Here is a 25,638-nt window from a genome sequence, read left to right as displayed (position 1 = left end):
GCGCCCTGCCCGGTGGCCGCACGCCCCGGAGCCGGCGTCGTTCCCCAGGGGGCCTGTCATGACCGTCCAGGAAGTCCGCGCGTTCAACCGCTTCTACACCAACCTGATCGGCGCCCTCGACTACAGCCGTCACCTCTACACGCCGTACACGCTCACCGAGGCCCGCATCCTCTACGAGCTGGCGCACGCCAGCCGGCTGGACGCCGCCGATCTGCGCACCTCGCTGCACCTGGATGCCGGCCACCTGAGTCGGCTGCTGATGAAGTTCGAGAAGGATGGGCTGCTCACCCGGGAGCCCTCCGCCGAGGACGCACGGCGGCAGCGGATCACCCTCACCGAGGACGGACGCGAGGCGGCGACACTGCTGGAGGAACGCTCCCTGGAATCGGTGGGTGCCCTGCTCGACCGGGTCTCCTCGGACGACCGCGACCGACTGGCCGAGGCGATGAGCACCATCCGCACCGTGCTGGGCGAGGGGCGGTCCGTGCGGCCCTCGTCGCGCGTGCGGCTGCGCGGGCCGGAGCCGGGCGACCTGGGCTGGATCGTCCAGCGCCACGGCGAGCTGTACGCCCGCGAGTACGGCTGGGACGCGGGCTTCGAGGCGCTGGTGGCCCGCATCGTAGGCGAGTTCGCGGCCGGGCACGACGCGGAGCGGGAGCGGGTGTGGATAGCCGAACTCGACGGGGAGCGCGCAGGTTCGGTGATGTGCGTACGGGACACCGGCATACCGGGCGCCGCCCGGCTCCGGCTGCTGCTCGTCGAGCCCGACGCCCGGGGCCACGGGCTGGGCGACCGCCTGGTGCGCGAGTGCGTCGGGTTCGCCCGGGAGCAGGGGTACCGGGAGATGGTGCTGTGGACCAATTCCGTCCTGGACGCGGCCCGGCGCATCTACCAGAGGGCCGGCTTCACCCTGACCGGAGAGAAGTCGCACCACAGTTACGGGGCGGACCTGGTGGGGCAGGACTGGCGCCTGGAGCTGTGAACGGACGGCGTGGGGGCGCTGCCGCCACCCACGCCGTCCGTGGTCAGGTCACGGGCGGAAGGTCCGCTGCCGCTCGACCTGCTTGTCCAGCTTCCGGTCCGGCTCGGTCAGCCGCTTGGTGGCGGTGTCGGTCTCCGGCTGCTCGTTCTCCACGTCCGCCCAGTCGAGCAGGGCTTCGGTGGCGATCCGCCGTTCCCCGTCCTTCAGGCTCGCGATGTCGGCACCGTGATTGGCGCCCGGCGCGGTGAAGACGTAGGAGTCGTCGGCCTTCTTGCCGACACGGAAGGGCTCGGCGCCCCACGGGTCGTTCTCGCCGTTGACGAAGAGCATCTCGGAGGAGTGCTTGCGCACCCAGCGGTCGATGTCCCGCATGGCGCGCCGCTCGAACTCCATCGGGATGTCCTCGGGCACGAAGCTGCGCGGCGCGTTGATGCCCGGGTAGCGCAGCAGCCCGTCGAGGTGCGCGTTCTCCATGTCCGGGTTACCCATCTGGGTGCCCGCCTGGTAGTAGTACGGCACGTACGGCGTCAGGCCCTGGTCGGTGTAGAAGGAGAAGCCGGAGACGGCGTCGACGAAGTTCCAGATCTCGTCGGTCGAAGCGTCGGCGGCGGGCACGTTCGCGCACTCGGTCTCCGGCTGGTACTGCCAGAAGGCGTACACCAGGTCCAGCACGACGACCTCGTAGGCCCGGTCGACGTCGCCGATCAGGTCGAAGGTCCAGCCTTCCGCCTCCGCCTGCTGCCGGTAGCGCTCGACCATCTCGTCGCGGCGCACGAACGCCTCGCGCTGCACCGCGTTGAGCGCGGTCCGGCATTTCTCGGTGCCCACGGTGGCGAAGAACTCGTCGTACGCACGGTCGTCGCGGTCGTCGACGTTGTTCGGCGCCACGTAGGCGATGGTGCCGTCCATGTCGTACGGGTAGAAGCGGCGGTAGTAGGTGGCCGTCATGCCGCCCTTGCTGCCGCCGGTGGCCACCCAGTTCTGGTCGTAGACGTCCTCCAGTGCGTCGTGGATGCGGTGCTGGTCGCTGGCGGCCTGCCAGATGGTCAGCTTGCTCCAGTCGGCGGGCTCCGGCCGCGAGGGCGTGAAGAACCGGTACTCCATGGACACCTGGTTGCCGTCCACGATCTGCGTCGGTTCGCTGCGGCGCGGCTGGGTGCTCAGGTTGTAGCCGGAGGTGAAGAAGACCGTGGGCCGGTCGACGTGCTTGTGCAGGATCGAGAGCCGCTGCTGGAACGTGCCGGCCTCCGGGTTCCGGTGGTCGACGGGCTGTTCGTAGTTCAGGAGGAAGAAGCGGTAGCCGTCGACCGGCTTCTCCTCGATGAGACTCATCCCGGGTATGGCCAGGAGTCTCTGCTTGATGTCCGCGTGCTCGGCCGATTCGGCCGACGCGGAAGCGGTGCCGATCCCGACGGTGCCTATGAGCACCACCAGCGACAGCAGCCACCTCAGCGCCTTGCGCATACGCCCTCCCCTGGGTCGCAAAGGTCGCCCGCGAACCTATCCCCGCACCGCCCGGCCCGCCAGAGTCGTTCGGGGATTCCAGCCGACCGGCTACCCGGCGAGCCCGGGGACCGGCACCGTTCGCAGCGCCGCGCGCGGGCCTCGTCCGCGGCGAAGGATGTCGTGGCGAAGGAGGTCATGTCGTCGGAGCCGGTGCCCTCGGTGATCCACCAGTGGGTCGGGTACTCGCCGTACAGACCGAACGACAGGCCCGGACCCCTGTGGAGGACCAGTTCGTCGTCCCCGTCGGCGTCGAAGTCGGCGGCTCCGGCGGGACGCGCGCGCAGGTACTCCTCCGGCATGCACTCCTCGCCCTCGTCCGTCGCAGGTGCCGGGTCACGCCCGATCTCGACGCGCCGGTCGCCGTCGATCAGCGTGGCGCCCTGGTAGGTGGCGACCAGGATGCCGTCGCGGCCGTCACCGTCCGGATCGGCGGCGAAGAACGCGCCCGGACCGTAGTCCGTCGCGCGCCCCTCCGGCACCTCGGGCAGTGTGTGCGTCACCGGTGCCTCCCACTGCAGGGATACACCGCCAGCGACCCGGCCACTTCCGGCGCCTCCGTCCGGTAGCCCGGCTCGTCGTTGCGGCTGCCGCTGTCGCCGACGGCAACATCCCGCAGCCCGTCGCCGTCGAAGTCCCCGCGGACCAGGGACCGCAGGCCCTCCTCGGCCACGCTCCGCGGCATCCGTACCGGAGTGGCCCCGCCCTCCTCCGCCCCGGGACCGCGGGGACCGCCCTTACACGGGAAGGAGCAGGTCGCGGTGCCCGTCGCCGTTGAGGTCGTCCGGATCCTCCGAGCCCGTTCCGGCGGCCGGACGGCGGCTCTCGGCAGGCTCGGCCGGCAGCTCGTCCGCGGAGCATCCGGCCAGACCCGCGAGGACGACGAGAACGGCGAGGACGAGCCACGCCACGGGCGGTTGGGGCGCGGACGGGCGGGCGGGACGCGTCATCGTCCGAGCGTCACCCGCATACCACCCCGCGCTCCAGGGGGGACGACGGGCTTGTTGCGGAATCGTCGCACGCCCGCGCGGGCCGGACCGCGCGGCATAGGGTCGGGGCATGAGCGACGCCGAGGCGACGACGCCCCTTGCGACCGGTCCGCTGGGCTTGGAGCTGCTGTCCTTCCACCCCGAGCCCGAGGACACATGGTTTCCCGACGCCGCGGTGGGCTACGCGCTGGTCGTGCTCCGGCACGAGGACCGGGTGCTGATGGCGCTGGAACGGCACCGCGGCTGCTGGGAGATCCCGGGCGGCGGCATCGAGCCGGGTGAGACGCCGCGCGAGGCGGCGGTGCGGGAGTTGCGGGAGGAGGCGGGCCAGCACATCGCGCCGGAGGACCTGCGCTTCGCCGGTTTCGCACGCACGAAGCTGCCGGGCCGGTCCGTTCTCTACGGCGCGGTGTTCACCGGGAGCGTGAACGTCCGGCAGCCGTTCACCCCCAACGAGGAGATCTCCGCGATCCGTTGGCGTCGCGAGGGCGAGAGCCTGCCCGGCGGTCGGGTGCAGACGGTCGACGAATATCTGGTGGCGCGCTGCGCAGGGTGACGTACTGTCGCGGCATGCCGAGACCTCACGGGTTCGCCTACGCGCAGCACGGCGACGGAGCCGTCGTCGTCACCCACCACGGCCGGGAGGCCGCCACCCTCCGCGGGGGCCGCGCCGCGCGGTTCCTCGCCGAGGTGGCGGCCGGGGGCGAGCAGCTGGTGATGGCCCGCTGGACCGGCGCCTACAAGCACGGCAACGAGCGCACCGCCCGCAACCACCCCCGCAACCGGGGGCGTTGACCGCCCCCGGCGGTCACGCGGCGGGTGTGGGAGCGGTCTCCCCCGCGTAGACGCGCCACAGCTCGGCGTAGCGGCCGTCGCGGGCCAGGAGCTCCTCGTGCGTGCCGGTTTCCGCGATGCGGCCGTGGTCGAGCACGACCACCCGGTCCGCGCGTGCCGCGGTGGAGAGCCGGTGTGCCACAACGAGGGTCGTGCGGCGGCGGGCGAGCCGGTCCGTGGCGCGGTTCACCAGCGATTCGGTGGCCAGGTCGAGCGCGGCGGTCGCCTCGTCGAGCAGCAGCACGTCCGGGTCGACGAGCTGTGCCCGGGCGAGGGCGATGAGCTGCCGCTGACCGGCGGAGAGGTTGCGCCCGCGTTCGGAGACCGGGTGCAGGTAGCCGCCGGGCAGGGAGGCGACCATGTCGTGTGCGCCGACCGCACGTGCCGCCGACTCGACGTCGGCGTCGGTCGCGCCGGGGCGGCCGTAGGCGATGGCATCCCGGACGGTGCCGGGGAACAGGTACGGCTCCTGGGGCACGACGCCGAGGCGGTGCCGGTAGGCGGTGAGGTCGAGTTCGCGCAGGTCTGCGCCGTCAACCCGTACCGTGCCGCGGGTCGGGTCGTAGAACCGGGCCACGAGCTTGACCAGCGTGGACTTGCCGGCCCCGGTCTCGCCCACGAAGGCCACGGTGGTGCCCGCCTCCACCGTGAGGTCGATGCCCGCCAGCGCCGCCTCGTGGGGGTCGGAACCCGTCCCGTCGGCGGTGGCGTAGTGGAAGTGGACGTCCTCGAACGCGACCTCGCCGCGCAGCTCACGGACCTCGCGCGGCGTCGCGGCGGGCGGCGTGGTGGTCTGCTCACCGAGGAGCTGCTGGATGCGGCCCAGCGCGACGGCCGCCTGCTGGTAGCCGTCGAAGACCTGGGAGAGCTGCTGCACGGGGGCGAAGAACAGCTCGATGTACAGCAGATAGGCGACCAGGGCACCGGCTGTGAGCGTCCCGTCGTCGACCCGGCCGGCGCCGACCACCAGCACCGCGGCGGTCGCGAGGGCGGCGAGCAGCTGCACGAAGGGGAAGTAGACGGAGATCAGCCACTGGCCGCGGATACGGGCCCGCCGGTAGGCGCCGCTGCGGGCGGCGAACCGCTCGGCGCCGCCGTCCTCCCGGCGGAACGCCTGCACCATGCGCAGCCCGGCGACGCTCTCCTGGAGGTCGGCGTTGACCACGCTGACCCGCTCACGGGCGAGTTCGTACGCCTTCACGCTCTGCCGGCGGAAGAAGACGGTGCCGACGATCAGCAGCGGCAGCGCGGCGAACACGACCAGCGCGAGTTGCAGATCGATGACCAGCAGGGCCACGAGGATTCCGAAGAAGGTGAGCAGCGCGACGAGCGCGGTGACCAGCCCGGTCTGCAGGAACGTGGACAGCGCGTCGACGTCCGTGGTCATGCGGGTCATGACGGCGCCGGTCAGGTGCCGTTCGTAGTAGTCGAGGCCGAGCCGTTGGAGCTGGGCGAAGATCTTTACACGCAGCGCGTACAGCACGCGTTCGCCGGCACGGCCGGTGAAGCGCATGGCGGCGAACTGCGCGCCCCACTGCCCGACGACGATGAGCAGTGCGAGCGCGGACGCCCACCACACGGCGTCGAGGGCGCGCTGGGAGACGCCCTCGTCGATGCCGTGCCGGATCAGGACGGGCAGCAACAGCGCGGCGAGCGCGTCGAGAGCGACGAAGGCGAACGCGACGGAGAGCGGGCGGCCGAAGCCGTGCAGCAGCCGGCGCAGGCCGTAGGAGGGCTCGGGGCGTGTGGCGTGCCGCTCGTCGACCTCCGGCTCGTCGTCGGCAGGTGGCAGCGCGGCGACGCGGGCGAGGAGTTCGGGGCTGCCGGGCATGGCGGCGAGTTCGGCGGCGAAGCTTCCCGGGCGTCCGGCCTGGGCGTGGGCGGTCGCCGTGCGGCCGCCGTCGGAGCCGGTGGTGGCGGCGTCCTCGTCCTCCTCCGGGCGCACCCACAGCTCGGGGGTCACCCCGTCGACCCGGCGGTGCGCGTCGTGGCCGGCGAGTCCGGCCGGGTCGCGTTCGACGTCGGCGAGTTCGTCGGGGTCGGTGAGCAGGCGGCGGTACAGGGAGCAGCGGCCGGTCAGTTCGTCGTGCGTGCCGAGGTCGACCAGGCGGCCGCCGTCCAGGACGGCGATGCGGTCGGCCAGGGCGAGGGTGGAGAGGCGGTGCGCGATGAGCAGCGTCGTCCGGCCGGCCATCACGCCGCGCAGCGCCTCGTGGATCTCGTGCTCGACGCGGGCGTCCACGGCGGAGGTGGCGTCGTCCAGGACGAGGAGCCGGGGGTCGGTGAGGATGGCGCGGGCGAGCGCGACGCGCTGCCGCTGGCCGCCTGAGAGGGTCAGGCCCTGCTCGCCGACCATGGTGTCGTAGCCGTCGGGCATCTCGGAGATGAAGCCGTCGGCCTGGGCCGCGCGGGCGGCGGCGCGGACCTGCTCGTCGGTGGCGTCCGGGGCGCCGTAGGCGATGTTGTCCCGCAGCGACTCGGAGAAGAGGAAGCTGTTCTCCGGGACGAGGCCGATCGCGGCGCGCAGTGAGCCCATGGAGAGGTCGCGCACGTCGTGTCCGCCGACCCGGACGGCGCCGCCGGTGACGTCGTAGTAGCGGGGCAGCAGCAGCGAGACGGTCGACTTCCCGGATCCGCTGGTGCCCACGACGGCGACCGTCTCGCCCGGCTCGATGCGCAGGCTGAGCCCGTCCAGCACCGGTGGGCCGTCGCCGTAGCCGAAGGTGACGTCGTCGAACTCGACGGAGGCGTCCGCGTCGGCGGGCAGTTCGTGCGCGCCCGGGCGCTCGGTCAGCTTGGGCTCGGTGTCGATGAGGTCGAAGACGCGCTCGACGCCGGCCCGAGCCTGCTGGCCGACGGTGAGCACCATGGCCAGCATCCGCACCGGCCCGACGAGCTGGGCGAGGTAGGTGGAGAAGGCGACGAACGTACCGAGGGTGATGCGCCCCTCGGTGGCGAGCCAGCCGCCGAGCGCCAGCATGGCGACCTGGCCGAGCGAGGGCACCGCCTGGAGGGCGGGGGTGTAGCGGGCGTTGAGCTTGACGGTGCGCAGCCGGGCGGCGAAGAGCGTGCGGCTGATGCGGCGCAGCTTCGCCGTCTCCTGCTCCTCCTGACCGAAGCCCTTCACCACGCGCACGCCGGTGACCGCGCCGTCCACGACCGAGGCCACCGAACCGGCCTGCTGCTGGGCGTACCAGGTGGCTGGAAACAGCCGGGCGCGGCTCCGGTTGGCGATGATCCACAGCAGCGGCGCGACGGCCAGCGAGACGAGGGTCAGTAGCGGGGAGAGCACGAGCATGACGACCAGCGCGACCAGGAAGAGGAGGGCGTTGCCGATCATCATGGGGAGCATGAACAGCAGGCTCTGCACGAGCTGGAGGTCGCTGGTGCCGCGTCCGACGACCTGGCCGGTGCTGAGTTCGTCCTGCCGGTGGCCGTCGAGGCGGACGAGCGCCTCGTACATGTCGGTGCGCAGGTCGTGCTGGACGTCGAGCGCGAGGCGTCCGCCGTAGAAGCGGCGGACGTAGGTGAGGCCGTAGACGGCGACGGCGACGGCGACCAGCAGGCCGACCCAGATCTCCAGGCCGCCCTGGTCGCCGACCACGACGTCGTCGATGACCACCTTGACGAGGAGCGGCACGAGCGCCATCAGGCCCATGCCGGCCAGCGAGGCGCCGAGGGCCAGCAGTACGTTCCGCCGGTAGTGCCAGCAGTACGCGCTCAGCCTGCGGGCCCATCCGCGGCGGCCCTCCGGCCCGTCTCCGCTTCCGGTCCGCCCGGCGGCTCCGGTCACCTTCTCCCCCACGCTCGCGCTCCCCTCCGGTCGGTCACTGACGGAAGGGTGCAACGTCGCGGGCGGGGGATTTCATCCCGGAGGCTGCTGCCGGCGGGGCATTGCCTCCGCGATCGGGGGAAGAACCCGGTCGGGCCCCGGAGGAGCCGCATACTTCTCCGGGGCCGTACCGGCTGGGGGCGTCCGTCTCGGTGGCCTTCGGTGGACCAGGCACCCCCCACAGGGCCGGCCCTCCGTCCGCTCGACGGCGCCCCATCCCGCGGGGCAGCGCTCAGGATTCTGTCGGAAACTTTTACGCCGCGCACATCGACCGCACAGAATCGGTAACGTTGCGTATTAAACTGCTTTCATAACGTCACATGACAACAGAATGTCACCCGGGTGCGGCACGCCACCCACCAGCGGTTTTTCGCCAGTGGCCCCCACCAGGGAATGTGACGCACCGCACAGGATTCGCCACGAACGGTGCCGGCTCTGCGTCGCCAAGTTGGCCGAGAACCGATGCTCCCCGGCGTGGAACCGGCGTTCGACGAGGCGTGGGAGCACCGGCCGCCCGGCCGGGCGGGTGCTTCAGGAGGTCCCGCCCCGGGCCTCGGCGATCTGCCGCGTCATCAGGGTGGTCAGCTCGTACGCGGTGTGCGAGGCGGCGACCGCGGTCATCTCCGCGTGGTCGTACGCCGGGGCCACCTCCACCAGGTCGGCCGAGACCAGATGGCAGCCTGCCAGGCCACGCAGAATCTCCAGCAGCTCGCGCGAGGTCAGGCCGCCCGCCTCCGGAGTGCCGGTGCCGGGCGCGTGCGCCGGGTCGAGCACGTCGATGTCGATGGACACGTACAGCGGGCGGTCGCCGATGCGCTCCCGCAGCTGCTGGGCGATCTCGTCCACGCCGCGCCGCATCACGTCGGCCGAGGTGACGATGCCGAAGCCCATCTTCTCGTCGTCGGTGAGGTCCTTGCGGCCGTACAGCGGACCGCGGATGCCGACGTGGCTGAGCGCCTCGGTGTCGAGGATGCCCTCCTCCACCGCCCGGCGGAACGGCGTGCCGTGGGTGTAGGCAGCGCCGAAGTAGGTGTCCCAGGTGTCCAGGTGCGCATCGAAGTGCAGCAGCGCCACCGGGCCGTGCTTGCGCGCGACCGCGCGCAGCAGGGGCAGCGCGATGGTGTGGTCGCCGCCCAGCGTCATCATCCGGGCGCCGGAGCCGAGGATCTCGTCAGCAGCCGCCTGCACCGTCTCCACGGCCTCGTCGATACGGAACGGGTTCGCCGCAATGTCCCCCGCGTCCGCGACCTGGGCCAGGGCGAAGGGCGACGCGTCCTGCGCCGGGTTGTAGGGGCGCAGCAGCCGGGACGCCTCCCGGATCGCGTTGCCGCCGAAGCGGGCGCCCGGCCGGTAGGAGACGCCGGTGTCGAACGGCACGCCGACCACCGCGACGTCGGTCCGGCCGCCCACCTCGTCCAGGCGGGGCAGCCGGGCGAAGGTCGCCGGCCCGGCGTAGCGGGGGATGCGGGAGGAGTCGACGGGCCCGACGGGCTCGGGGCGTGCAGCGGACTGCTCGGAGGGGGTGCTCATGAGGGGAAGGGTAGGCAGCCCGCGAGGGCCTCCCCATGGACGGATGTGCAGATCCCGGACCACCTATTTGGACACTCCGTCCATCGACCAGGCGTACGGGACACAATGGCGGCATGTCTTCGTCGCTCCCACTGCCCGCCGTTCCCAGCCGCACCGCGCTCCTCGAGCACCTGGTGCACACCCGGATCGCCGGGCACGTGGCCACGCCGCGCGAGAACAACCTGGCGCACTACCGCGAGCTGGCGAACGGCAACCGGCACTACTGGCTGGGCCTGGAGCTGGGCGACCGGTGGTCGGACGAGCAGGACGTGCTGGCGGTGATGGCCGAACGGGTGGGCGTGAGCGACGACCCCGACCACCGGCACGGCCAGGACACCATCGACCCGGAACTGACCGTCGGCGCGCTCGACCGGGCCGCCGCGGAGCTGCGCAAGGCGGCGGAGGACCGCAAGAGGGTGCTCTTCGCCACCGGCCACCCCGGCGGCCTGCTGGACGTGCACGGCACGGTCGCCCGGGCGCTGCGGTCGGCGGGCTGCGACATAGCCCGCGTGCCGCTCGGGCTGTACGCCGACGAGGGCGTGGTGGTGCAGTTCGCGGGCGTCGCGGTGCACGAACGCGGCGCCTCGCTGTGGCACACGCACTCGCCCGAACCGATGCGGCAGATCCTGGACGCTTACGAGCGGGCCGGGCACGGCATGCCCGACCTGGTCTTCGCCGACCACGGCTGGGCGGGCTGCGCGGCGCAGCGCGGCCTCGACACGGTCGGCTTCGCCGACTGCAACGACCCCGCGCTCTTCCTCGGCGAGGCGGAGGACACGCTCTCCGTCGCGGTGCCGCTGGACGACCACGTGGCCGACCCCCGGTTCTACGAGCCGATGATCGCGTACCTGCTGGACGCGGCCGGCCTCACCGACGCCTGACCCTCGGTGCCCGACACCCGTGCGGCCCTGCGGGGGCCGCCGGAAAACCGCTTGCCGCGCCCGCACCGGGCGGCCTAGCGTTCCCCTCATGTCCGCCTCCTTCGCGGCGATCATCGACGGCGCGCACGCCGACGCGCGGCGCACCGGCTGGTCCGCCCGGCTCTGCCTCCGCCCGCGCGCTCGGCGCTGGGCCCTGGCCGCGCGCCAGGACGCCCTCGGCGCCTGAGTCCGCCCCGCGCTTCCCCGCCCGCCGCACGCACCGTCGTGCGCGCGGCGGGTCGCACCCTCGCGCACTCCTGATCCGAGCCGCGCTCCGTCAACGTGCCCGCCCAGGGCCTCCGGTGTCCCCATCACCCCGGACAGGCCCGGCCGCCGCCCGCGCGCACCCGCCTGTCCTCACACCAGAGGACTTCACCGTGGCACGCCGCCGCAGCACGCTCTCCCAGAACTTCCTGCACGACCCCGCCGCCGTACACCGCCTCGTGCGCGCCTCACGGCTGCGCCCGGACGACCTGGTGGTCGAACCGGGCGCGGGCGAAGGGGTGCTGACCCGCGCCCTGGCCCGCCGTTGCCGGCAGGTGGTGGCGTACGAGATCGACCCGCGCCTCGGCGCCGCGCTGCCCCAGCGGCTGCGGAACGAACCCAACGTGCGCACCGTGACCGGCGACTTCCTGCGGGCGCGGCCGCCCCGGGAACCGTTCACCGTCGTCGGCAACATCCCCTACGCGCGCACCTCGGACATCGTCCGGTGGTGTCTGGGCGCGCCCGCGATGACCTCCGCGACCCTGCTCACCCAACTCGAGTACGCACGCAAGCGCACCGGCGGCTACGGGCGCTGGTCACTGGTGACCGTGGGCAGCTGGCCGGAATTCACCTGGCGGGTGGAGGGGCGCGTGCCGCGCGGGTCCTTCACGCCGGTGCCGCGGACGGATTCGGCAGTGCTGCGGATCGCACGCCGGCCGGCGCCGCTCCTGCCGCGTCCGGTACTTCCCGCCTACAGAGAGTTCGTCGCCCACGGCTTCACCGGCGTCGGTGGTTCCCTCGGCGCCACCCTGGCCCGCCGGCACCGCACCCATCGGGTCCGCGAGGCCTGCGCGGCCGCCGGGCTGGAGCCGGGCACGCCGGTCGGCCTGGTGCCGCCGGACACGTGGGTCGAGCTCTTCCGGCGCCTGGGCTGATCCCGCGCGGTCGCGCCGGGCGGCGGGGCACGGGGCCGTCGTCCGGGTCAGCGCGGGACGCGGACGACGCCCTCCTGAATAACGGAGACGGCGAGCCGGCCGTCGCGGGTGAAGATCCGTCCGGCGGCCAGCCCTCGGCCGCCCTGCGCGGTCGGCGACTCCTGGTCGTACAGCAGCCATTCGTCGGCCCGGAAGGGGCGGTGGAACCACATCGCGTGGTCCAGGCTCGCGCCCACGACGTCGCCGACCGCCCAGCCGCCGCGCCCGTGCGCCAGCAGCACCGAGTCCAGCAGGGTCATGTCCGAGACGTAGGTGGCCAGGCAGATGTGCAGTGTGGGGTCGTCCAGGAGACCGTCGAGCTTGCCGTTGGTGCGGAACCACACCTGGGAGCGCGGCTCCCGGGGCTCGCCGGCGCGGGCGAACGGCGGCGCCTCCACGTACCGCAGGTCGACCGCCGCCCGGGCCTTGAGCAGCTTCTGAGGCACCCGCGGGTCGCTGAACAGGTGCGCGTACCGCGGCATCATCTCCTCGGCGCGCGGCAGCGTGTCGGGGTCCGGGGTGGCGGGCATCCGGGCCTGGTGCTCCATGCCGTCCTCGTGCGCCTGGCAGGAGGCGGAGAGGTGGAAGACGGGCTGCCCGTGCTGCACGGCGACGACCCGGCGGGTGGTGAAGGACCGGCCGTCGCGGATGCGGTCCACCGTGTAGACGATGGGCGCCCCGGGGTCTCCGGGGCGCAGGAAGTACGCGTGCAGCGAGTGCGGCAGCCGCCCCTCCGGAACGGTGCGGCAGGCCGCGACCAGGGCCTGCGCCGCCACCTGGCCGCCGAAGACCCGGGGGATCACGGCCTGGCGGCTCGTGCCTCGGAAGATGTCCTGCTCGATCCGCTCCAGGTCGAGCAGATCGAGCAGGTCGAGCAGGTCCTCCGGGGCCGGGTCGTGCGGTTCGGGGGTGACGGGGTCGTTCACACTCCTCACAGTCCCATGGACTTGGCGATGATGGAGCGCATGACCTCGCTGGTGCCGCCGTAGATCCGGGTGACGCGGGTGTCGGCGTACAGCCGGGAGATGGGGTACTCCGTCATGTAGCCGTAGCCGCCGTGCAGCTGGAGGCACTTGTCGATGACGTGCGCGGCGGTCTCGGTGGTGAAGAGCTTCGCGGAGGCGGCGTCGGCCGCGGTCAGCTCGCGGGCGTCGTGCGCCTCCAGGGCACGGTCGACGACGGCCTGCATGGCGTCGACGTCGGCCTGGCAGTCGGCGAGCACGAACTTGGTGTTCTGGAAGGAAGCGACCTCCTTGCCGAAGACCGTGCGTTCCTTGACGTACTCCTTCGCGAAGCGGACGGCCGCGGCGGCCTGCGCGTAGGCCCCGAACGCGATGCCGAGGCGCTCCTGCGGCAGGTTGTGGGCGAGATAGCCGAACGCCTCGCCCTCCTCGCCGAGCAGGTCCTCGACGGGCACCTTGACGTCGGTGAAGGAGAGCTCCGCGGTGTCGGAGGACTTCAGGCCCAGCTTGTCGAGGGTGCGGCCGACGGCGTACCCCTCCGAGGAGGCGTCCACCACCAGGATGGAGATGCCGGCCCGGCGGTCCTCGGGGCTCGGGGGGGCGGTGCGGCAGCAGACGAGCACCCGGTCGGCCTGCGCGCCGCCGGTGATGAAGGTCTTGGCACCGTTGAGGACGTAGTGGGTGCCGTCCTCGGACAGCTTGGCCGTGGTGCGCATACCGGCCAGGTCGGAACCGGTGCCGGGCTCGGTCATGGCGATCGCGGTCATCATCTCGCCGGACACGAACGCGGGCAGCCAGCGCTGCTTCTGTTCCTCGGTGCCGTAGGCAAGGATGTAGGGCAGGCACAGCGCGGTGTGCACGCTGGAGCCGCCGAAGCTGACCCCGGCGCGGGCGCACTCCTCGCTGATGACCGCGTTGTACTTGAAGCTGGTCTCGCCCGCGCCGCCGTACTCCTCGGGCACCTCGATGCCGAAGACGCCCAGATCGCCCAGCTTCTTGTAGAAATCGCGCGGGACGTATCCCTGCGCGGCCCACTCGGGGTAGACCGGGACGACTTCGGCCTCGATGAAGTCGCGGACGGTCCGCCGGAACGCCTCGTGGTCGTCGTGGAACACCGTACGCCGCACTGCGCCACCTCCCGCTGTCTAAGCGCTTGCTCAGAAAAGTTACCCGGCAGTCAGTGCGGCTGTCCAGAGCCGCCGTCCGCCCGGGCGGCGGCCAGCGCGCCGCGCGCCAGCCGGTGCAGCAGGGCGGCGGTCGTGCTGCGATCCGGGAGGGAGGAGGACCCGGAGAGGTGGGGCGTGGAGTTGAGCAGCCCGAAGACGGTGTGCACCGAGACCCGGGCCTCCAGTTCGGTGAGCCCCGGATACACGGCGCGCACGGCGCCCACCCAGAGCTCGACGTACTGCCGCTGCAGCTTGCGCACCTGCTTGCGGTCGTCGTCCCGCAGCCGGTCCAGTTCCCGGTCGTGGAGGGTGATCAGCGAGCGGTCATCGAGCGCGAAGTCGATGTGACCGGCGATCAGCGCATCCAGCGTGGCCTCCGGGGCGAGACCGGCGGAGACCGACTCCTCCACCCGCGCCACGCCGCCCTCGTGCAGCCGTTCGCTGATACCCACCAGCAGCTCCGCCAGCATCGCGTCCTTCCCGGCGAAGTGCCGGTAGAGACCGGGGCCGCTGATGCCGACGGCCGCACCTATCTCGTCGACGCCCACGCCGTGGAAGCCGCGCTCGGCGAAGAGCCGGGCCGCCTCCCGCAGGATCTGGTCGCGCCGGGTCGGGGTGGCTCGGTCACGTGCCGCGCTGGTGGTCATGCCGACCATTCTAGACAGGCACGTTAATGAGCGTTAACCTGTGGGTGCGAAGTTAACGCTCACTAACGCACGCACGGAGCAAGGGGGCTCAGCGGCATGGAGCAGGCAACGGCGCTGGTCAGCGGCGTCGATCCGGCATCGGACAACTGCCGGGCGAACGAGGCCGCGCACCGCGAACTGGCGGCGCGGCTGCGCGAGAAGCTCGCCACGGCCCGGCTGGGCGGCGGCGAGAAGGCCCGCGCCCGGCACACCGCGCGCGGCAAGCTGCTGCCGCGCGACCGGGTGGACGCGCTGCTCGACCCGGGCTCCCCGTTCCTGGAAATCGCGCCGCTGGCGGCCGACGGGATGTACGGCGGGGCCGCTCCCGCGGCCGGCGTGATCGCCGGCATCGGCCGGGTGTCCGGCCGCGAGGTCGTGATCGTGGCCAACGACGCCACGGTCAAGGGCGGCACGTACTACCCGATGACGGTGAAGAAGCACCTGCGGGCCCAGGAGATCGCCCTGGAGAACCGCCTGCCGTGCGTCTACCTCGTGGACTCCGGCGGCGCGTTCCTGCCCATGCAGGACGAGGTGTTCCCGGACCGCGAGCACTTCGGCCGCATCTTCTACAACCAGGCGCGCATGTCCGGCGCCGGCATCCCGCAGATCGCCGCCGTCCTCGGCTCCTGCACCGCGGGCGGCGCGTACGTCCCCGCCATGAGCGACGAGGCGGTCATCGTCCGCGAGCAGGGCACGATCTTCCTCGGCGGCCCGCCGCTGGTGAAGGCCGCGACCGGCGCGGTGGTCACCGCGGAGGAGCTCGGCGGCGGGGAGGTCCACTCGCGCACCTCCGGCGTCACCGACCACCTCGCCGAGGACGACCCGCACGCGCTGCGCATCGTGCGGAACATCGTCGGCACCCTGCCCGGCCGCCCGGCCCCGCCCTGGACGGTCACCCCGCCGGAGGAGCCGCGGGCGGACCCGTCCGGCCTCTACTCCGCCGTCCCGGTCGACTCGCGCACGCCTTACGACGTGCGCGAGGTCATCGCCCGCGTGGTGGACGGCTCCCGCTTCCAGGAATTCAAGGCCGAGTACGGCACCACCCTGGTGACCGGCTTCGCCCACATCCACGGCCACCCGGTCGGCATCGTGGCGAACAACGGCATCCTCTTCTCCGAGTCCGCCCAGAAGGGCGCCCACTTCATCGAGCTGTGCGACCAGCGCGGCATCCCGCTGCTCTTCCTCCAGAACATCTCCGGCTTCATGGTCGGCAAGGACTACGAGGCGGGCGGCATCGCCAAGCACGGCGCCAAGATGGTGACGGCCGTGGCCTGCACCCGGGTGCCCAAGCTGACCGTGGTGATAGGCGGTTCGTACGGCGCGGGGAACTACTCGATGTGCGGCCGGGCGTACAGTCCGCGCTTCCTGTGGATGTGGCCGAACGCCAAGATCTCGGTGATGGGCGGCGAGCAGGCCGCCTCCGTGCTGGCCACCGTCAAGCGCGACCAGATCGAGGGCCGTGGCGAGGCGTGGAGCGAGGAGGAGGAAGAGGCCTTCCGCGCTCCGGTCCGCGCCCAGTACGACGAGCAGGGCAACGCGTACTACGCCACCGCGCGCCTCTGGGACGACGGAGTGATCGACCCGATGGAGACCCGGCAGGTGCTGGGCCTCGCGCTGACCGCCTGTGCCAACGCTCCGCTGCCGCAGAAGGATCCGAACGCGCCCGCCTTCGGCGTGTTCCGGATGTGAGGGGGACGACGATGACGATGTTCGACACCGTGCTGGTGGCCAACCGCGGCGAGATCGCCGTGCGGGTCATCCGCACCCTGCGCGCCGAGGGCGTCCGTTCGGTCGCCGTCTACAGCGACGCCGACGCCGACGCCCGCCACGTGCGCGAGGCCGACACCGCCGTGCGCATCGGCCCGGCCGCCGCAGCCGAGAGCTACCTTTCGGTGGACCGCCTGCTGGACGCCGCACGCCGGACCGGAGCCCAGGCCGTGCACCCGGGGTACGGCTTCCTCGCGGAGAACGCCGCGTTCGCCGCGGCCTGCGCCGACGCGGGGCTGGTCTTCATCGGGCCGCCCGCCGCGGCCATCGACCTCATGGGCGACAAGATCCGCGCCAAGGAGACCGTCGCGGCGGCCGGTGTTCCGGTCGTCCCCGGCTCCTCCGGCTCCGGCCTCTCTGACGCCGAACTGGCATCCGCAGCCCGGGAGATCGGCATGCCGGTGCTGCTCAAGCCGTCCGCGGGAGGCGGCGGCAAGGGCATGCGCCTGGTGCGCGACGAGGCGCTGCTGGCCGACGAGATCGCCGCCGCGCGTCGCGAGGCCCGAGGCTCCTTCGGTGACGACACGCTCCTGGTGGAGCGCTGGATCGACCGGCCGCGGCACATCGAGATCCAGGTGCTGGCCGACGCCCACGGCAACGTCGTGCACCTCGGCGAGCGCGAGTGCTCCCTCCAGCGCCGCCACCAGAAGATCATCGAGGAGGCGCCCAGCCCGCTGCTCGACGAGGCCACGCGCGCCGCGATGGGCGAGGCCGCGGTGAACGCCGCCCGCTCCTGCGGCTACCGGGGCGCGGGCACGGTGGAGTTCATCGTGCCCGGCGGCGAACCGGCGGCCGACGGGCGGCGCGACTACTTCTTCATGGAGATGAACACCCGCCTCCAGGTCGAGCACCCGGTCACCGAGCTGGTCACCGGGCTGGACCTGGTGGAGTGGCAGCTCCGGGTGGCCGCGGGCGAGCCGCTCGCGTTCGGCCAGGACGACGTCACCCTCACCGGACACGCGGTGGAGGCCCGGGTCTGCGCCGAGACCGCCCGGGTGTCCGGCGGTCGCGTGGACTTCCTGCCCTCCGCCGGCACGGTCCGGCTGCTCCGCGAACCGCAGGGCGAGCGGGTCCGCACCGACTCCGGACTGTCCGAGGGCACCGAGGTCGGCACCTCCTACGACCCGATGCTCTCCAAGGTCATCGCGTACGGCCCGGACCGCGCCGCGGCGCTGCGCGGGCTCCGCGCCGCCCTGGGCGTCACCACCGTGCTCGGCGTGGACACCAACGTCGCGTTCCTGCGGGCGCTGCTCGCGCACCCGGACGTGGTGACAGGCGACCTGGACACCGGGCTGGTCGACCGCGACGCGGCCGGCCTGGTCCCCGTCGGCGTCCCGGACGAGGTGTACGCCACTGCGGCGCTGCTGCGTCACGCAGCGCTGGAGCCCGCCGCACCGCGCAGCGGCGCGGGTGACTGGGTGAACCCGTTCACCGTGCCGTCCGGCTTCCGGATGGGCGGCGAGGCCGCCTGGACGGTGCACCACGTGCGCGTCCCCGGCCACGAGCCGGTGGCCGTGCGGGTCCGCGGCCTGGCGCACGACGCGCTGGTCCGCGTCGGGGACGCCGAGCCGGTCGTCGCGCGACTGACCGACACCGCTCCCGCCGGTACCCGGCTGGAGTGGGGCGGGGTCACGCACCGCTTCACCCGGGTGGCCGACGACAGCGGTGCCTGGCTCGGGCGCGACGGCGAGGCCTGGCACGTGCAGGCCCACGACCCGGTCGAGGCGGCGTTGCGCGGCGGCGCCGGGGCGCACGGCGCGGACGCGCTCACCGCTCCCATGCCGGGCACGGTCACCGTGGTCAAGGCGCAGGTCGGCGAGGAGGTCGCCGCGGGACAGAGCCTGCTGGTGGTCGAGGCGATGAAGATGGAACACGTCATCGCCGCCCCCTACGACGGCGTGGTCACCGAGCTGGACGTGTCGGCGGGGAGCACCGTCGCGATGGACCAGGTGCTCGCCGTCGTGGAGCCGAAGGAGCCGCAGGACTCCGAGGATGCGCAGCAGGCGAAGGGGGGCGATCCGGCATGACCGCCGCACCGCGCACCCCGGGCGTCGAGGGCCTGCCCATGGCGGTGCCCGCCCCCGGGCTGCCGCCCCGCGTCCGCATCCACGAGGTCGGACCGCGAGACGGCCTGCAGAACGAGCAGGCGATCGTCCCGGTCGAGGTGAAGGCGGAGTTCGTCCACCGGCTCGTCGACGCCGGCCTGCGGACCGTCGAGGCGACCAGCTTCGTCCACCCCAAGTGGGTGCCGCAGCTCGCCGACGCGGAAGAGCTGTACCCGAAGCTCTCCGACCTGGGCGACGGCGTGCGGCTTCCTGTGCTGGTGCCCAACACCCGCGGTCTCGAGCGCGCGCTCGCGCTGGGCGCCCGCGAGATCGCGGTGTTCGCCAGCGCCACCGAGTCCTTCGCCAAGGCCAACCTCAACCGCACGGTCGACGAGGCGCTGGCGATGTTCGAGCCCGTGGTGCGCGGGGCCCGGGAGGCCGGAGCGAGCGTCCGCGGGTACCTCTCGATGTGCTTCGGCGACCCCTGGGAAGGCCCGGTGCCCGTCGAGCAGGTGGTGCGGGTGTGCCGCAGCCTGGTGGACATGGGCTGCGACGAGCTGAGCCTCGGGGACACCATCGGCGTCGCCACGCCCGGACACGTCGGTGCGCTGCTCGCCGCGCTGGACGCCGAGGGCGTCGGTGCCGACCGGATCGCGGTCCACTTCCACGACACCTACGGCCAGGCACTGGCCAACACGCTCGCCGCGCTCCAGCACGGCGTGCACACCGTGGACGCCTCCGCGGGCGGCCTCGGCGGCTGCCCGTACGCGAAGAGCGCCACCGGCAACCTCGCCACCGAAGACCTCGTGTGGATGTTGCACGGCCTCGGCATCGAGACCGGGGTCGACCTCGGCCGGCTCACCGCCACCAGCGTGTGGATGGCCGAACGGCTGGGACGCCCCAGCCCCTCCCGTACCGTCCGAGCGCTCTCCCACAAGGAGCAGTAGTCATGTCTCTCGATCACCGTCTCGCCCCCGAGCACGAGGAACTGCGCCGCACCGTCGAGGAGTTCGCGCACGACGTCGTGGCTCCGAAGATCGGCGAGTTCTACGAGAACCACGAGTTCCCCTACGACATCGTCCGGCAGATGGGCGAGATGGGCCTGTTCGGGCTGCCGTTCCCCGAGGAGTACGGCGGCATGGGCGGCGACTACCTCACCCTGGGCCTGGCCCTGGAGGAGCTGGCCCGGGTCGACTCCTCGGTCGCCATCACCCTGGAGGCCGGTGTCTCGCTGGGCGCCATGCCGGTCCACAGCTTCGGAACCGAGGAGCAGAAGCGCACCTGGCTCCCGAAGCTCTGCTCCGGCGAGATGCTCGGCGCGTTCGGCCTCACCGAGCCCGAATGCGGCTCGGACGCCGGCGGCACCCGGACCACCGCCACCCGGGACGAGAAGACCGGCGAGTGGGTGATCAACGGCTCGAAGTGCTTCATCACCAACTCCGGCACCGACATCACCGGCCTGGTCACGGTCACGGCCGTCACCGGGCGCAAGCCCGACGGAGCGCCGCTGATCTCCAGCATCATCGTGCCGTCCGGCACGCCGGGCTTCACCGTCGCCGCCCCCTACTCCAAGGTCGGGTGGAACGCGTCGGACACCCGCGAGCTGTCGTTCTCCGACGTCCGCGTCCCCGGCGAGAACCTGCTGGGCGAGGAGGGCCGCGGCTACGCGCAGTTCCTGCGCATCCTGGACGAGGGCCGCATCGCCATCGCGGCGCTGGCCACGGGGCTGGCGCAGGGCTGCGTGGACGAGTCCGTGGCGTACGCGAAGACCCGCAGGGCGTTCGGCAAGGCCATCGGCGAGAACCAGGCCATCCAGTTCAAGCTGGCCGACATGGAGATGCGCGCCCACACCGCGCGCCTGGCCTGGCGGGACGCCGCGTCCCGGCTGGTGGCGGGCGAGCCGTTCAAGAAGGAGGCGGCGCTGGCAAAGCTCTACTCCTCCGAGGTCGCCGTGACCAACGCCCGGGAGGCCACCCAGATCCACGGCGGGTACGGCTTCATGAACGAGTACCCGGTGGCCCGGATGTGGCGCGACTCCAAGATCTTGGAGATCGGTGAGGGGACGAGCGAGGTGCAGCGCATGCTGATCGCCCGCGAGCTGGGTTTCTGACCGCTCTCGCAGCCACGACCGTCTGCCCCGCCCGTGCCGCGCGGGGGCGGGGCACAGCGGGGCCCGAACCCGGCCCGGGGCGGGTCAGGCGTCCGGTTCGTCGACACCGTCCGGCCCCTCCGGGCCCTCGGAGCCGTTCAGGTCCTCAACCGCTCCCCTGCATGCGGCCCCGTCCAGGACGTCGACCCGCAGCGCGCTCAGCTGCTCGGGCTCGGCGATCAGGTCGATGCCGGTGATCAGTCCATCGGTGATCGTGAAGGCCATCACCAGCGCCAGCCGTCCGCCGTCGGCCATCAGGAGCGCCGGCGCCCCGTCCACCATTGCCGGCTGAGTGGCACGTGCCCGGGCCGTGGCGGCCGACGCGCCCCTGGCCACGTTGCGGGCACCGGCCACCACCAGCGGGTGCCGTGTCGGGCCGACCGCCGCGTCCGCCCGCAACACCACCTCGGGATCGAGGACCGCGAGCAGCGCGTCGAAGTCGCCTCCACGGGCCGCGGCGAGGAACGCCTCCACGACCCCGCGCCGCCTCGCCAGGTCCGCCGAGGGCATGGCCGAGCCGCCGCCCACCCGGCGGCGCGCGCGACTCGCGAGCTGCCGGGCCGTTGCCGGGGACTTCTCCAGCAGCTGTCCGATCTCGTCGAAGGGCACGGCGAACATGTCGTGCAGCACGAACGCGACACGTTCGGCCGGGGAGAGCGTGTCGAGCACCACCAGCATCGCCAGTCCCACCGACTCCGCCAGCACCGCTTCGTCCTCCGGCGCGGGGGCTTCCGTCCCGCTCCGGACACCTTCGGCATGCCCGCTCTCCAGCCCCTCGACGGCCTCGAGTCCTTCCTCGCGCCGCGCTTCCCGGGAACGCAGCAGGTTCAGGCACACCCGGGCCACCACCGTGGTGGTCCAGCCGCCGAAGTTGCGCACCTCTGCGGTATCGGCGCGGCTGATGCGCAGCCACGCCTCCTGCACGGCGTCCTCCGCCTCGCTCACCGAGCCGAGCATGCGGTACGCCACCGCCCGCAGCCGTCCGCGCTCGCCCTCGAATCGCTCCGCCAGCAGCTCGCCCTCGCTCACCTGTCACATTCCTTCCTCGCCGCGTGTCACAGCAGTAGAACCCGAAACCCGGCACGACGGAGCTGGGAAGCGCCACCTTCGGGCCGACGCGATGAGGAGAGACGATGGCTTCCACGATTCTGGTCACCGGCGGTACCGGCACCCTCGGACGGCACGTGGTGCCGCTGCTGCGCGGCGCGGGCTGCTCCGTGCGTGTCCTGAGCCGCCGGGAGCGGCCGGACGAGGACGGCGTCGTGTACGTCACGGGGGACCTGCGGGAGAACAGGGGCGTGGCCGCCGCCGTGGCGGGCTGCGAGACCGTACTGCACCTCGCCGGCGGTCCCAAGGGGGACGACGAGGCGACCGCGCACCTGGCCCGCGCCGCCGCGGAGGCTCAGGTGAAGCACCTGGTGTACATCTCCGTCATCGGCGCGGACCGGGTGCCGCTGGCCTGGCTCCGGTCCAAGCTCGCCGCCGAACGCGCCGTGGCGGACTCCGGCGTGCCCTGGACGACCCTGCGGGCCGCCCAGTTCCACGACCTGGCGCTGGCCATGGTGGAGAAGATGGCGAAGCTGCCGGTGGTCCCTTCCCCCGGCGGGCTCCGGCTCCAGCCCGTGGACGCGCGCGAGGTGGCGGAACGGCTGGTGGAGCTGACGTTGGGCGCGCCGGCTGGACTGGTCCCGGATCTGGCGGGGCCGCGGGTGTACGGCCTCTCCGAGCTGAGCCGCGGCTACCTGCGGGCGCGCGGCAAGCGGCGCCCCCTGATGCCGGTCCGCATCCCTGGCAAGGCGGGGCGCGCCTACCGGGCGGGCGCCAACCTGACGCTTGAGGGCGCCACCCTGGGCGAGCGCACCTGGGAGGACTTCCTGTCCGAACGGGTGGCCTGAACGCGGTGCCCGTGCGCGAGAATCGTCGGCATGGCGGAAATCATCCAGCGCGCGGGCACCTGGACGTTCGACGGCGACACGCTGCGGATCGTGCCGGGGAACGGCAAGTCCACCCACACGCTGCGCCGGGAGCTGGGCGAGGTCGCCGTGCCGTTGGAGGCGGTGGCGGGGATCGCGTACGAGGCGGGGCACGGCCGGAAGGCGGGACGCCTGCGTTTGCGGCTGCGCACCGGTGCGGATCCGCTGGCCCATGTCGCGGGCGGCCGGCTCCCGGACGCCGCCGACCCGTACCAGCTCGCGGTCGCCGGCGACCGGGCGGGCGTCGCCGAGTACGTCGTGGACGAGGTGCGGAACGCGCTGCTGCTGGAACAGGTGCCGGACGGTCCGTGCGACCGGTACGTGCTGCCCGGCCCGTCCGTGCCGCGCACGGCGGCCGGTACGGACGGCACGGCCGTCTTCGACGGCGAGCGGGTGCAGTTGGAGTGGAACTGGATGGCCGAGTCGAGCAAGTCCTCCGGCGGCCCGAGGACGTTGCCGCTCGACGAGCTGACCGCGGTGGAGTGGACTCCGGCGGTGGGCTGGCAGAACGGCAGCCTGCGGTTCCGGCAGCGCGGCGGCCACGCGGCGCCGAAGCCGGAGCACGACCCCAACTGCGTGCTCCTGTGGGGGTGCGGCAGGCGCGGGAGACGGGCGGCGCCGTGCTGCTGGCCGCCGCCGTCGCGGCCCGGCTTCCGCACCCCGGAGCCGGGCCGCCTCCCGCGCTCGCGGAGGGGGCCCCGCGGTGGCGGCGGGGGCGACGGCCTCCGCGCCGCCGTCCCTGATGAAGTCCGCTCCCGAGGACGCGGACCACGACGCGCTGCTGCGCAGGCTGCGGGAGCTGGGCGAACTGCACCGTGAAGGCGTCCTGACGGACGATGAGTTCGCGGCGGCCAAGCGCGCGGTGCTGAACCGCTTCTGACCCCGCCGCCCGGCCGTGCGACGTCGCCGCACGGCCGGGTCGGCACGCGTCAGCGCGTCCCGGAGTCCCAGGGGACCTGCGGGGAGCGGTAGTAGTCGATGCCCAGGGCCTCCCAGCGCGGCGCCTGCGCCGCGAGACGGACGCGGTAGTCCTCCCAGTCGTGGGTGGCCGCGGGCGACCAGCCGAGTTCCGCGACGCCCGGCAGCCGCGGGAACGCCATGTACTCGATGTGGTCGCTGTTCTCCAGGGTCTCCGACCACAGCGGCGCCTCGACGCCGAGGATGGCGCTTTCCGGCACTCCCTGGAAGTAGCGGCCCGGGTCCCAGTCGTAGGACTGCCGCACTTCGACGTATCCGGCCCAGCTCAGCCCCAGCGGCGTGTCCTCGTTGTACTTCATGTCGAGGTAGACCCGGTCGGCGGGCGAGAGCACCAGCCGGTTGCCGTTGCGGGCGGCCTCCGCGACGTCCTCCTCCTCGCCCGTGACGCCCCAGTACTGCACGACGGCGTCCTCGGCGGGCTCGGCACCGGTGAGCTGGTGCCAACCGACGACGGTCTTGCCGTACTTCCCGATGACGGTCTGTGCGCGGTCCATGAAGGCGGCGTAGTCCTCGTGGCTGGTGGAGTGCGCCTCGTCGCCGCCGATGTGCAGGTAAGGCCCCGGTGTCATGGCCGCGATCTCGCGCACCACGTCGTCCACGAAGTCGTACGTGCGCTCCAGCGGCACGCACAGCGAGCTGAAGCCGACCTCGATGCCGGTGTAGAGCGGCGGCGCGACACCGTCGCAGTTGAGTTCGGCGTACGAGGCGAGGGCCGCGTTGGTGTGGCCGGGCATGTCGATCTCCGGGACGACCATCAGCTGGTGGTCGTCCGCGTAGCGCAGGATCTCCCGGTACTCGGCCTTGGTGTAGTAGCCGCCGGGGCCTCCGCCGACCTCGGTGCTGCCGCCGTGGGTCGCGAGCCGCGGCCAGGAGTCGATGGCGATGCGCCAGCCCTGGTCGTCGCTCAGGTGCAGGTGCAGGCGGTTGAACTTGTAGAGGGCGAGCTGGTCGATGTAGCGCTTGACCTCCTCGACCGTGAAGAAGTGCCGGGAGACGTCGAGCATCGCACCGCGGTGCTCGAAGCGCGGGGTGTCGGTGAGGGTGCCGCCGGCGATCCGCCACGTTTGCGTCCCGGTCCGCGCGGCGTCCGACTCGACCTGCGCGGGGAGCAGTTGCCGCAGCGTCTGCACGCCGTGGAAGAAGCCGGCGGCCGCCCGCGCCTGGAGCACGATGCGGTGTTCGCCCACCCGCAGCCGGTAGCCCTCCTCCCCCAGGCTGTGCGGCCCGCCGTGGGCCAGCACGATCGCGCCGGAACCGCGGTGTGCGTCGCCGCCGGTGGTGACCGGCAGGTCGTAGCCGGTGAAGGGCCGCAGGATCTCCGCGAGTTCCTGCGCCGCGTCCCGCGCTCCCCGCGCGGCCGCGGCGTGTCCGCCCACCCGGATGCGGGTGTCGTCGGTGAGGGTGAACGGGTCGCCGTGCGCGCGCACGGACGCCGGTGCGGGGATGACCTGGTCCAGCGGCCGGGGGTCTCCCCCGGTTCCGGCCGGGGCGGGGGCGGCGTTCGCCGCGGCGCCGGTCGCCGGCACCGCGCCGAGCAGCAGCGCGGCGCTGAGCAGGAGGGGCCTGAGACGTCTCACGAGCGATCCCTTCGGCGGCGGTTCGTCCTCCGGGCCTCTCGCGGCCGGGGGCACGTTCCGAGCGATGGCATGTGCATGAAGCGACGCACGCTGACGTTCGTACCGCGCCCGGGACCCGGGGTCAAGGTGTAGACCATTTCCCGCGACCGGACACCTGAGCCGCATTTTCTCGTGATCCTGCCCGGTATCGGGCAGAAATGTTGCGAAGGCCGCCCTGGAGGCGCACTATCGACGGGTGCTGGAGCGCCGGACGCCGGTCCACGAGGACCTGATCGACCACCTGACCCGCACCACCGTGCTGCCGCGCAACGAGGCGGTCCGGGTGGTCCTCGACGTGCTGGCGTACTTCGACGAGACGACCGAGGACTACGTACGCCGCCGACACCGCGAGCTGAAGTCCGGCGGGCTGGTGAACTCCGACATCTTCGAGCGGATCGCCGCCGAACTGCCGCACCGCGCGGTGGCGCCGCCGGAACTGTCGCTGCGGCAGATCCGGCGCATCGTCTACGGCTGACGCGACGCGCCGCC

The 25,638-nt window shown here is 72.7% G+C and carries 23 protein-coding genes and 1 pseudogene; 13 read left to right on the top strand and 11 right to left on the bottom strand.

From position 1 onward, the window contains the following. Positions 1 to 58: 58 nt before the first annotated feature. A complete protein-coding gene (locus tag E4198_RS17855) occupies positions 59 to 982 on the top strand; it encodes a bifunctional helix-turn-helix transcriptional regulator/GNAT family N-acetyltransferase (protein WP_136184041.1) in 924 nt (307 codons plus the stop codon). A 48-nt stretch (positions 983 to 1,030) separates the two neighbouring features. Here E4198_RS17855 and E4198_RS17850 read toward each other — a convergent pair whose 3' ends face one another. From E4198_RS17850 to E4198_RS25190, 4 genes are all read right to left on the bottom strand, one after another. Beyond that, complete coding sequence (locus tag E4198_RS17850) at positions 1,031 to 2,446, bottom strand: S28 family serine protease (RefSeq protein ID WP_136184040.1); 1,416 nt, start codon at positions 2,444 to 2,446, stop codon at positions 1,031 to 1,033. Continuing rightward, positions 2,431 to 2,988, bottom strand: a complete 558-nt coding sequence (locus E4198_RS25200; RefSeq protein WP_210732847.1) for a hypothetical protein — start codon at positions 2,986 to 2,988, stop codon at positions 2,431 to 2,433. Before E4198_RS25200 ends, E4198_RS17850 begins: the two co-directional genes overlap by 16 nt. Continuing rightward, entirely contained in the window at positions 2,985 to 3,158 is a 174-nt protein-coding gene (locus E4198_RS25195) for an FG-GAP repeat protein (RefSeq protein WP_210732846.1), read from the bottom strand. The genes E4198_RS25200 and E4198_RS25195 overlap by 4 nt, the downstream gene beginning before the upstream one ends. 64 nt (positions 3,159 to 3,222) lie before the next feature. Next, on the bottom strand, positions 3,223 to 3,435 hold the full coding sequence (locus tag E4198_RS25190) for a hypothetical protein (protein ID WP_210732845.1): 213 nt from the start codon (positions 3,433 to 3,435) through the stop codon (positions 3,223 to 3,225). A 109-nt stretch (positions 3,436 to 3,544) separates the two neighbouring features. Between E4198_RS25190 and E4198_RS17840 the strand changes: the two genes are divergently transcribed. Both E4198_RS17840 and E4198_RS17835 read left to right on the top strand, forming a co-directional pair. After that, a complete protein-coding gene (locus E4198_RS17840; protein ID WP_136184039.1) occupies positions 3,545 to 4,030 on the top strand; it encodes an NUDIX hydrolase in 486 nt (161 codons plus the stop codon). Positions 4,031 to 4,044: 14 nt separating this feature from the next. After that, a complete protein-coding gene (locus tag E4198_RS17835; RefSeq protein ID WP_136184038.1) occupies positions 4,045 to 4,269 on the top strand; it encodes a hypothetical protein in 225 nt (74 codons plus the stop codon). Positions 4,270 to 4,282: 13 nt separating this feature from the next. Here E4198_RS17835 and E4198_RS17830 read toward each other — a convergent pair whose 3' ends face one another. Then, entirely contained in the window at positions 4,283 to 8,101 is a 3,819-nt protein-coding gene (locus E4198_RS17830) for an ABC transporter ATP-binding protein (RefSeq protein WP_136185459.1), read from the bottom strand. Positions 8,102 to 8,671: 570 nt separating this feature from the next. Then, positions 8,672 to 9,670, bottom strand: coding sequence for an agmatinase (speB, locus tag E4198_RS17825; protein WP_136184037.1), 999 nt, complete (start codon positions 9,668 to 9,670; stop codon positions 8,672 to 8,674). Positions 9,671 to 9,783: 113 nt separating this feature from the next. Here speB and E4198_RS17820 point away from each other — a divergent pair, with 113 nt between their 5' ends. The 3 genes from E4198_RS17820 to erm all read left to right on the top strand — a co-directional run bounded on the left by E4198_RS17820 (position 9,784) and on the right by erm (position 11,768). Further along, positions 9,784 to 10,590: a phosphatase gene (locus E4198_RS17820; protein ID WP_210732844.1), complete on the top strand. Its 807-nt coding sequence runs from the start codon at positions 9,784 to 9,786 to the stop codon at positions 10,588 to 10,590. A gap of 88 nt (positions 10,591 to 10,678) precedes the next feature. Further along, the gene (locus tag E4198_RS24980) at positions 10,679 to 10,816 is read left to right on the top strand and encodes a hypothetical protein (RefSeq protein ID WP_168711463.1); all 138 of its coding nucleotides are present in this window, start codon (positions 10,679 to 10,681) and stop codon (positions 10,814 to 10,816) included. Positions 10,817 to 11,006: 190 nt separating this feature from the next. Next, entirely contained in the window at positions 11,007 to 11,768 is a 762-nt protein-coding gene (gene erm, locus E4198_RS17815; RefSeq protein ID WP_136184036.1) for an ErmE/ErmH/ErmO/ErmR family 23S rRNA (adenine(2058)-N(6))-methyltransferase, read from the top strand. A gap of 47 nt (positions 11,769 to 11,815) precedes the next feature. On the opposite strand, the gene tesB is transcribed toward erm, so the two are convergent. Genes tesB through E4198_RS17800 form a run of 3 tightly spaced genes read right to left on the bottom strand, consistent with a single transcriptional unit; the run spans position 11,816 to position 14,582 of the window. Next, a complete protein-coding gene (tesB, locus tag E4198_RS17810; protein ID WP_247597725.1) occupies positions 11,816 to 12,733 on the bottom strand; it encodes an acyl-CoA thioesterase II in 918 nt (305 codons plus the stop codon). A gap of 5 nt (positions 12,734 to 12,738) precedes the next feature. Beyond that, on the bottom strand, positions 12,739 to 13,896 hold the full coding sequence (locus E4198_RS17805) for an acyl-CoA dehydrogenase family protein (RefSeq protein ID WP_136184035.1): 1,158 nt from the start codon (positions 13,894 to 13,896) through the stop codon (positions 12,739 to 12,741). Between the two features lie 50 nt (positions 13,897 to 13,946). Further along, complete coding sequence (locus E4198_RS17800; protein ID WP_136184034.1) at positions 13,947 to 14,582, bottom strand: TetR/AcrR family transcriptional regulator; 636 nt, start codon at positions 14,580 to 14,582, stop codon at positions 13,947 to 13,949. Positions 14,583 to 14,678: 96 nt separating this feature from the next. Here E4198_RS17800 and E4198_RS17795 point away from each other — a divergent pair, with 96 nt between their 5' ends. From E4198_RS17795 to E4198_RS17780, 4 genes are read left to right on the top strand one after another with little or no spacing between them, the layout of a single operon-like run. Then, on the top strand, positions 14,679 to 16,310 hold the full coding sequence (locus E4198_RS17795) for a carboxyl transferase domain-containing protein (RefSeq protein WP_136184033.1): 1,632 nt from the start codon (positions 14,679 to 14,681) through the stop codon (positions 16,308 to 16,310). A gap of 17 nt (positions 16,311 to 16,327) precedes the next feature. After that, positions 16,328 to 18,415: a biotin carboxylase N-terminal domain-containing protein gene (locus E4198_RS17790; RefSeq protein ID WP_136185456.1), complete on the top strand. Its 2,088-nt coding sequence runs from the start codon at positions 16,328 to 16,330 to the stop codon at positions 18,413 to 18,415. Beyond that, positions 18,412 to 19,380 (top strand): hydroxymethylglutaryl-CoA lyase, encoded by a 969-nt coding sequence (locus tag E4198_RS17785; RefSeq protein ID WP_136184032.1) that lies wholly within the window; start codon positions 18,412 to 18,414, stop codon positions 19,378 to 19,380. Before E4198_RS17790 ends, E4198_RS17785 begins: the two co-directional genes overlap by 4 nt. 2 nt (positions 19,381 to 19,382) lie before the next feature. Continuing rightward, on the top strand, positions 19,383 to 20,543 hold the full coding sequence (locus tag E4198_RS17780; RefSeq protein WP_136184031.1) for an acyl-CoA dehydrogenase family protein: 1,161 nt from the start codon (positions 19,383 to 19,385) through the stop codon (positions 20,541 to 20,543). Positions 20,544 to 20,627: 84 nt separating this feature from the next. Here the strand turns inward: E4198_RS17780 and E4198_RS17775 are convergent, their stop codons facing one another. Continuing rightward, on the bottom strand, positions 20,628 to 21,611 hold the full coding sequence (locus tag E4198_RS17775) for a sigma-70 family RNA polymerase sigma factor (protein WP_136184030.1): 984 nt from the start codon (positions 21,609 to 21,611) through the stop codon (positions 20,628 to 20,630). Positions 21,612 to 21,715: 104 nt separating this feature from the next. Between E4198_RS17775 and E4198_RS17770 the strand changes: the two genes are divergently transcribed. Beyond that, on the top strand, positions 21,716 to 22,477 hold the full coding sequence (locus E4198_RS17770; RefSeq protein WP_136184029.1) for an SDR family oxidoreductase: 762 nt from the start codon (positions 21,716 to 21,718) through the stop codon (positions 22,475 to 22,477). A 30-nt stretch (positions 22,478 to 22,507) separates the two neighbouring features. Further along, positions 22,508 to 23,435, top strand: a pseudogene (locus E4198_RS17765) (DUF4429 domain-containing protein). Between the two features lie 49 nt (positions 23,436 to 23,484). Here the strand turns inward: E4198_RS17765 and E4198_RS17760 are convergent. Further along, complete coding sequence (locus E4198_RS17760) at positions 23,485 to 25,110, bottom strand: beta-N-acetylhexosaminidase (RefSeq protein WP_281727994.1); 1,626 nt, start codon at positions 25,108 to 25,110, stop codon at positions 23,485 to 23,487. A 235-nt stretch (positions 25,111 to 25,345) separates the two neighbouring features. Here E4198_RS17760 and E4198_RS17755 point away from each other — a divergent pair, with 235 nt between their 5' ends. After that, positions 25,346 to 25,624: a hypothetical protein gene (locus tag E4198_RS17755; RefSeq protein WP_136184027.1), complete on the top strand. Its 279-nt coding sequence runs from the start codon at positions 25,346 to 25,348 to the stop codon at positions 25,622 to 25,624. Positions 25,625 to 25,638: the final 14 nt, after the last annotated feature.

It is taken from the genome of Streptomyces sp. RKND-216, assembly GCF_004795255.1.
GTDB classification, from domain to species: Bacteria; Actinomycetota; Actinomycetes; order Streptomycetales; family Streptomycetaceae; genus Streptomyces; species Streptomyces hazeniae.
The sequence above is the reverse complement of the archived record's forward strand: the minus strand, read 5'-3'. Positions and strand labels throughout refer to the sequence as shown.

What these genes read in the sequence shown, in the direction of transcription:
- E4198_RS24980 (WP_168711463.1), top strand. Translation starts at nt 10,679, where the DNA reads ATGTCCGCCTCCTTCGCGGCGATCATCGACGGCGCGCACGCCGACGCG.
- E4198_RS17780 (WP_136184031.1), top strand. Translation starts at nt 19,383, where the DNA reads ATGTCTCTCGATCACCGTCTCGCCCCCGAGCACGAGGAACTGCGCCGC.
- E4198_RS17855 (WP_136184041.1), top strand. Translation starts at nt 59, where the DNA reads ATGACCGTCCAGGAAGTCCGCGCGTTCAACCGCTTCTACACCAACCTG.
- speB (WP_136184037.1), bottom strand. Translation starts at nt 9,670, where the DNA reads ATGAGCACCCCCTCCGAGCAGTCCGCTGCACGCCCCGAGCCCGTCGGG.
- E4198_RS17795 (WP_136184033.1), top strand. Translation starts at nt 14,679, where the DNA reads ATGGAGCAGGCAACGGCGCTGGTCAGCGGCGTCGATCCGGCATCGGAC.
- E4198_RS25190 (WP_210732845.1), bottom strand. Translation starts at nt 3,435, where the DNA reads ATGACGCGTCCCGCCCGCCCGTCCGCGCCCCAACCGCCCGTGGCGTGG.
- E4198_RS17790 (WP_136185456.1), top strand. Translation starts at nt 16,328, where the DNA reads ATGTTCGACACCGTGCTGGTGGCCAACCGCGGCGAGATCGCCGTGCGG.
- E4198_RS17770 (WP_136184029.1), top strand. Translation starts at nt 21,716, where the DNA reads ATGGCTTCCACGATTCTGGTCACCGGCGGTACCGGCACCCTCGGACGG.
- E4198_RS17850 (WP_136184040.1), bottom strand. Translation starts at nt 2,446, where the DNA reads ATGCGCAAGGCGCTGAGGTGGCTGCTGTCGCTGGTGGTGCTCATAGGC.
- E4198_RS17835 (WP_136184038.1), top strand. Translation starts at nt 4,045, where the DNA reads ATGCCGAGACCTCACGGGTTCGCCTACGCGCAGCACGGCGACGGAGCC.
- E4198_RS17800 (WP_136184034.1), bottom strand. Translation starts at nt 14,582, where the DNA reads ATGACCACCAGCGCGGCACGTGACCGAGCCACCCCGACCCGGCGCGAC.
- E4198_RS17785 (WP_136184032.1), top strand. Translation starts at nt 18,412, where the DNA reads ATGACCGCCGCACCGCGCACCCCGGGCGTCGAGGGCCTGCCCATGGCG.
- E4198_RS17820 (WP_210732844.1), top strand. Translation starts at nt 9,784, where the DNA reads ATGTCTTCGTCGCTCCCACTGCCCGCCGTTCCCAGCCGCACCGCGCTC.
- E4198_RS17840 (WP_136184039.1), top strand. Translation starts at nt 3,545, where the DNA reads ATGAGCGACGCCGAGGCGACGACGCCCCTTGCGACCGGTCCGCTGGGC.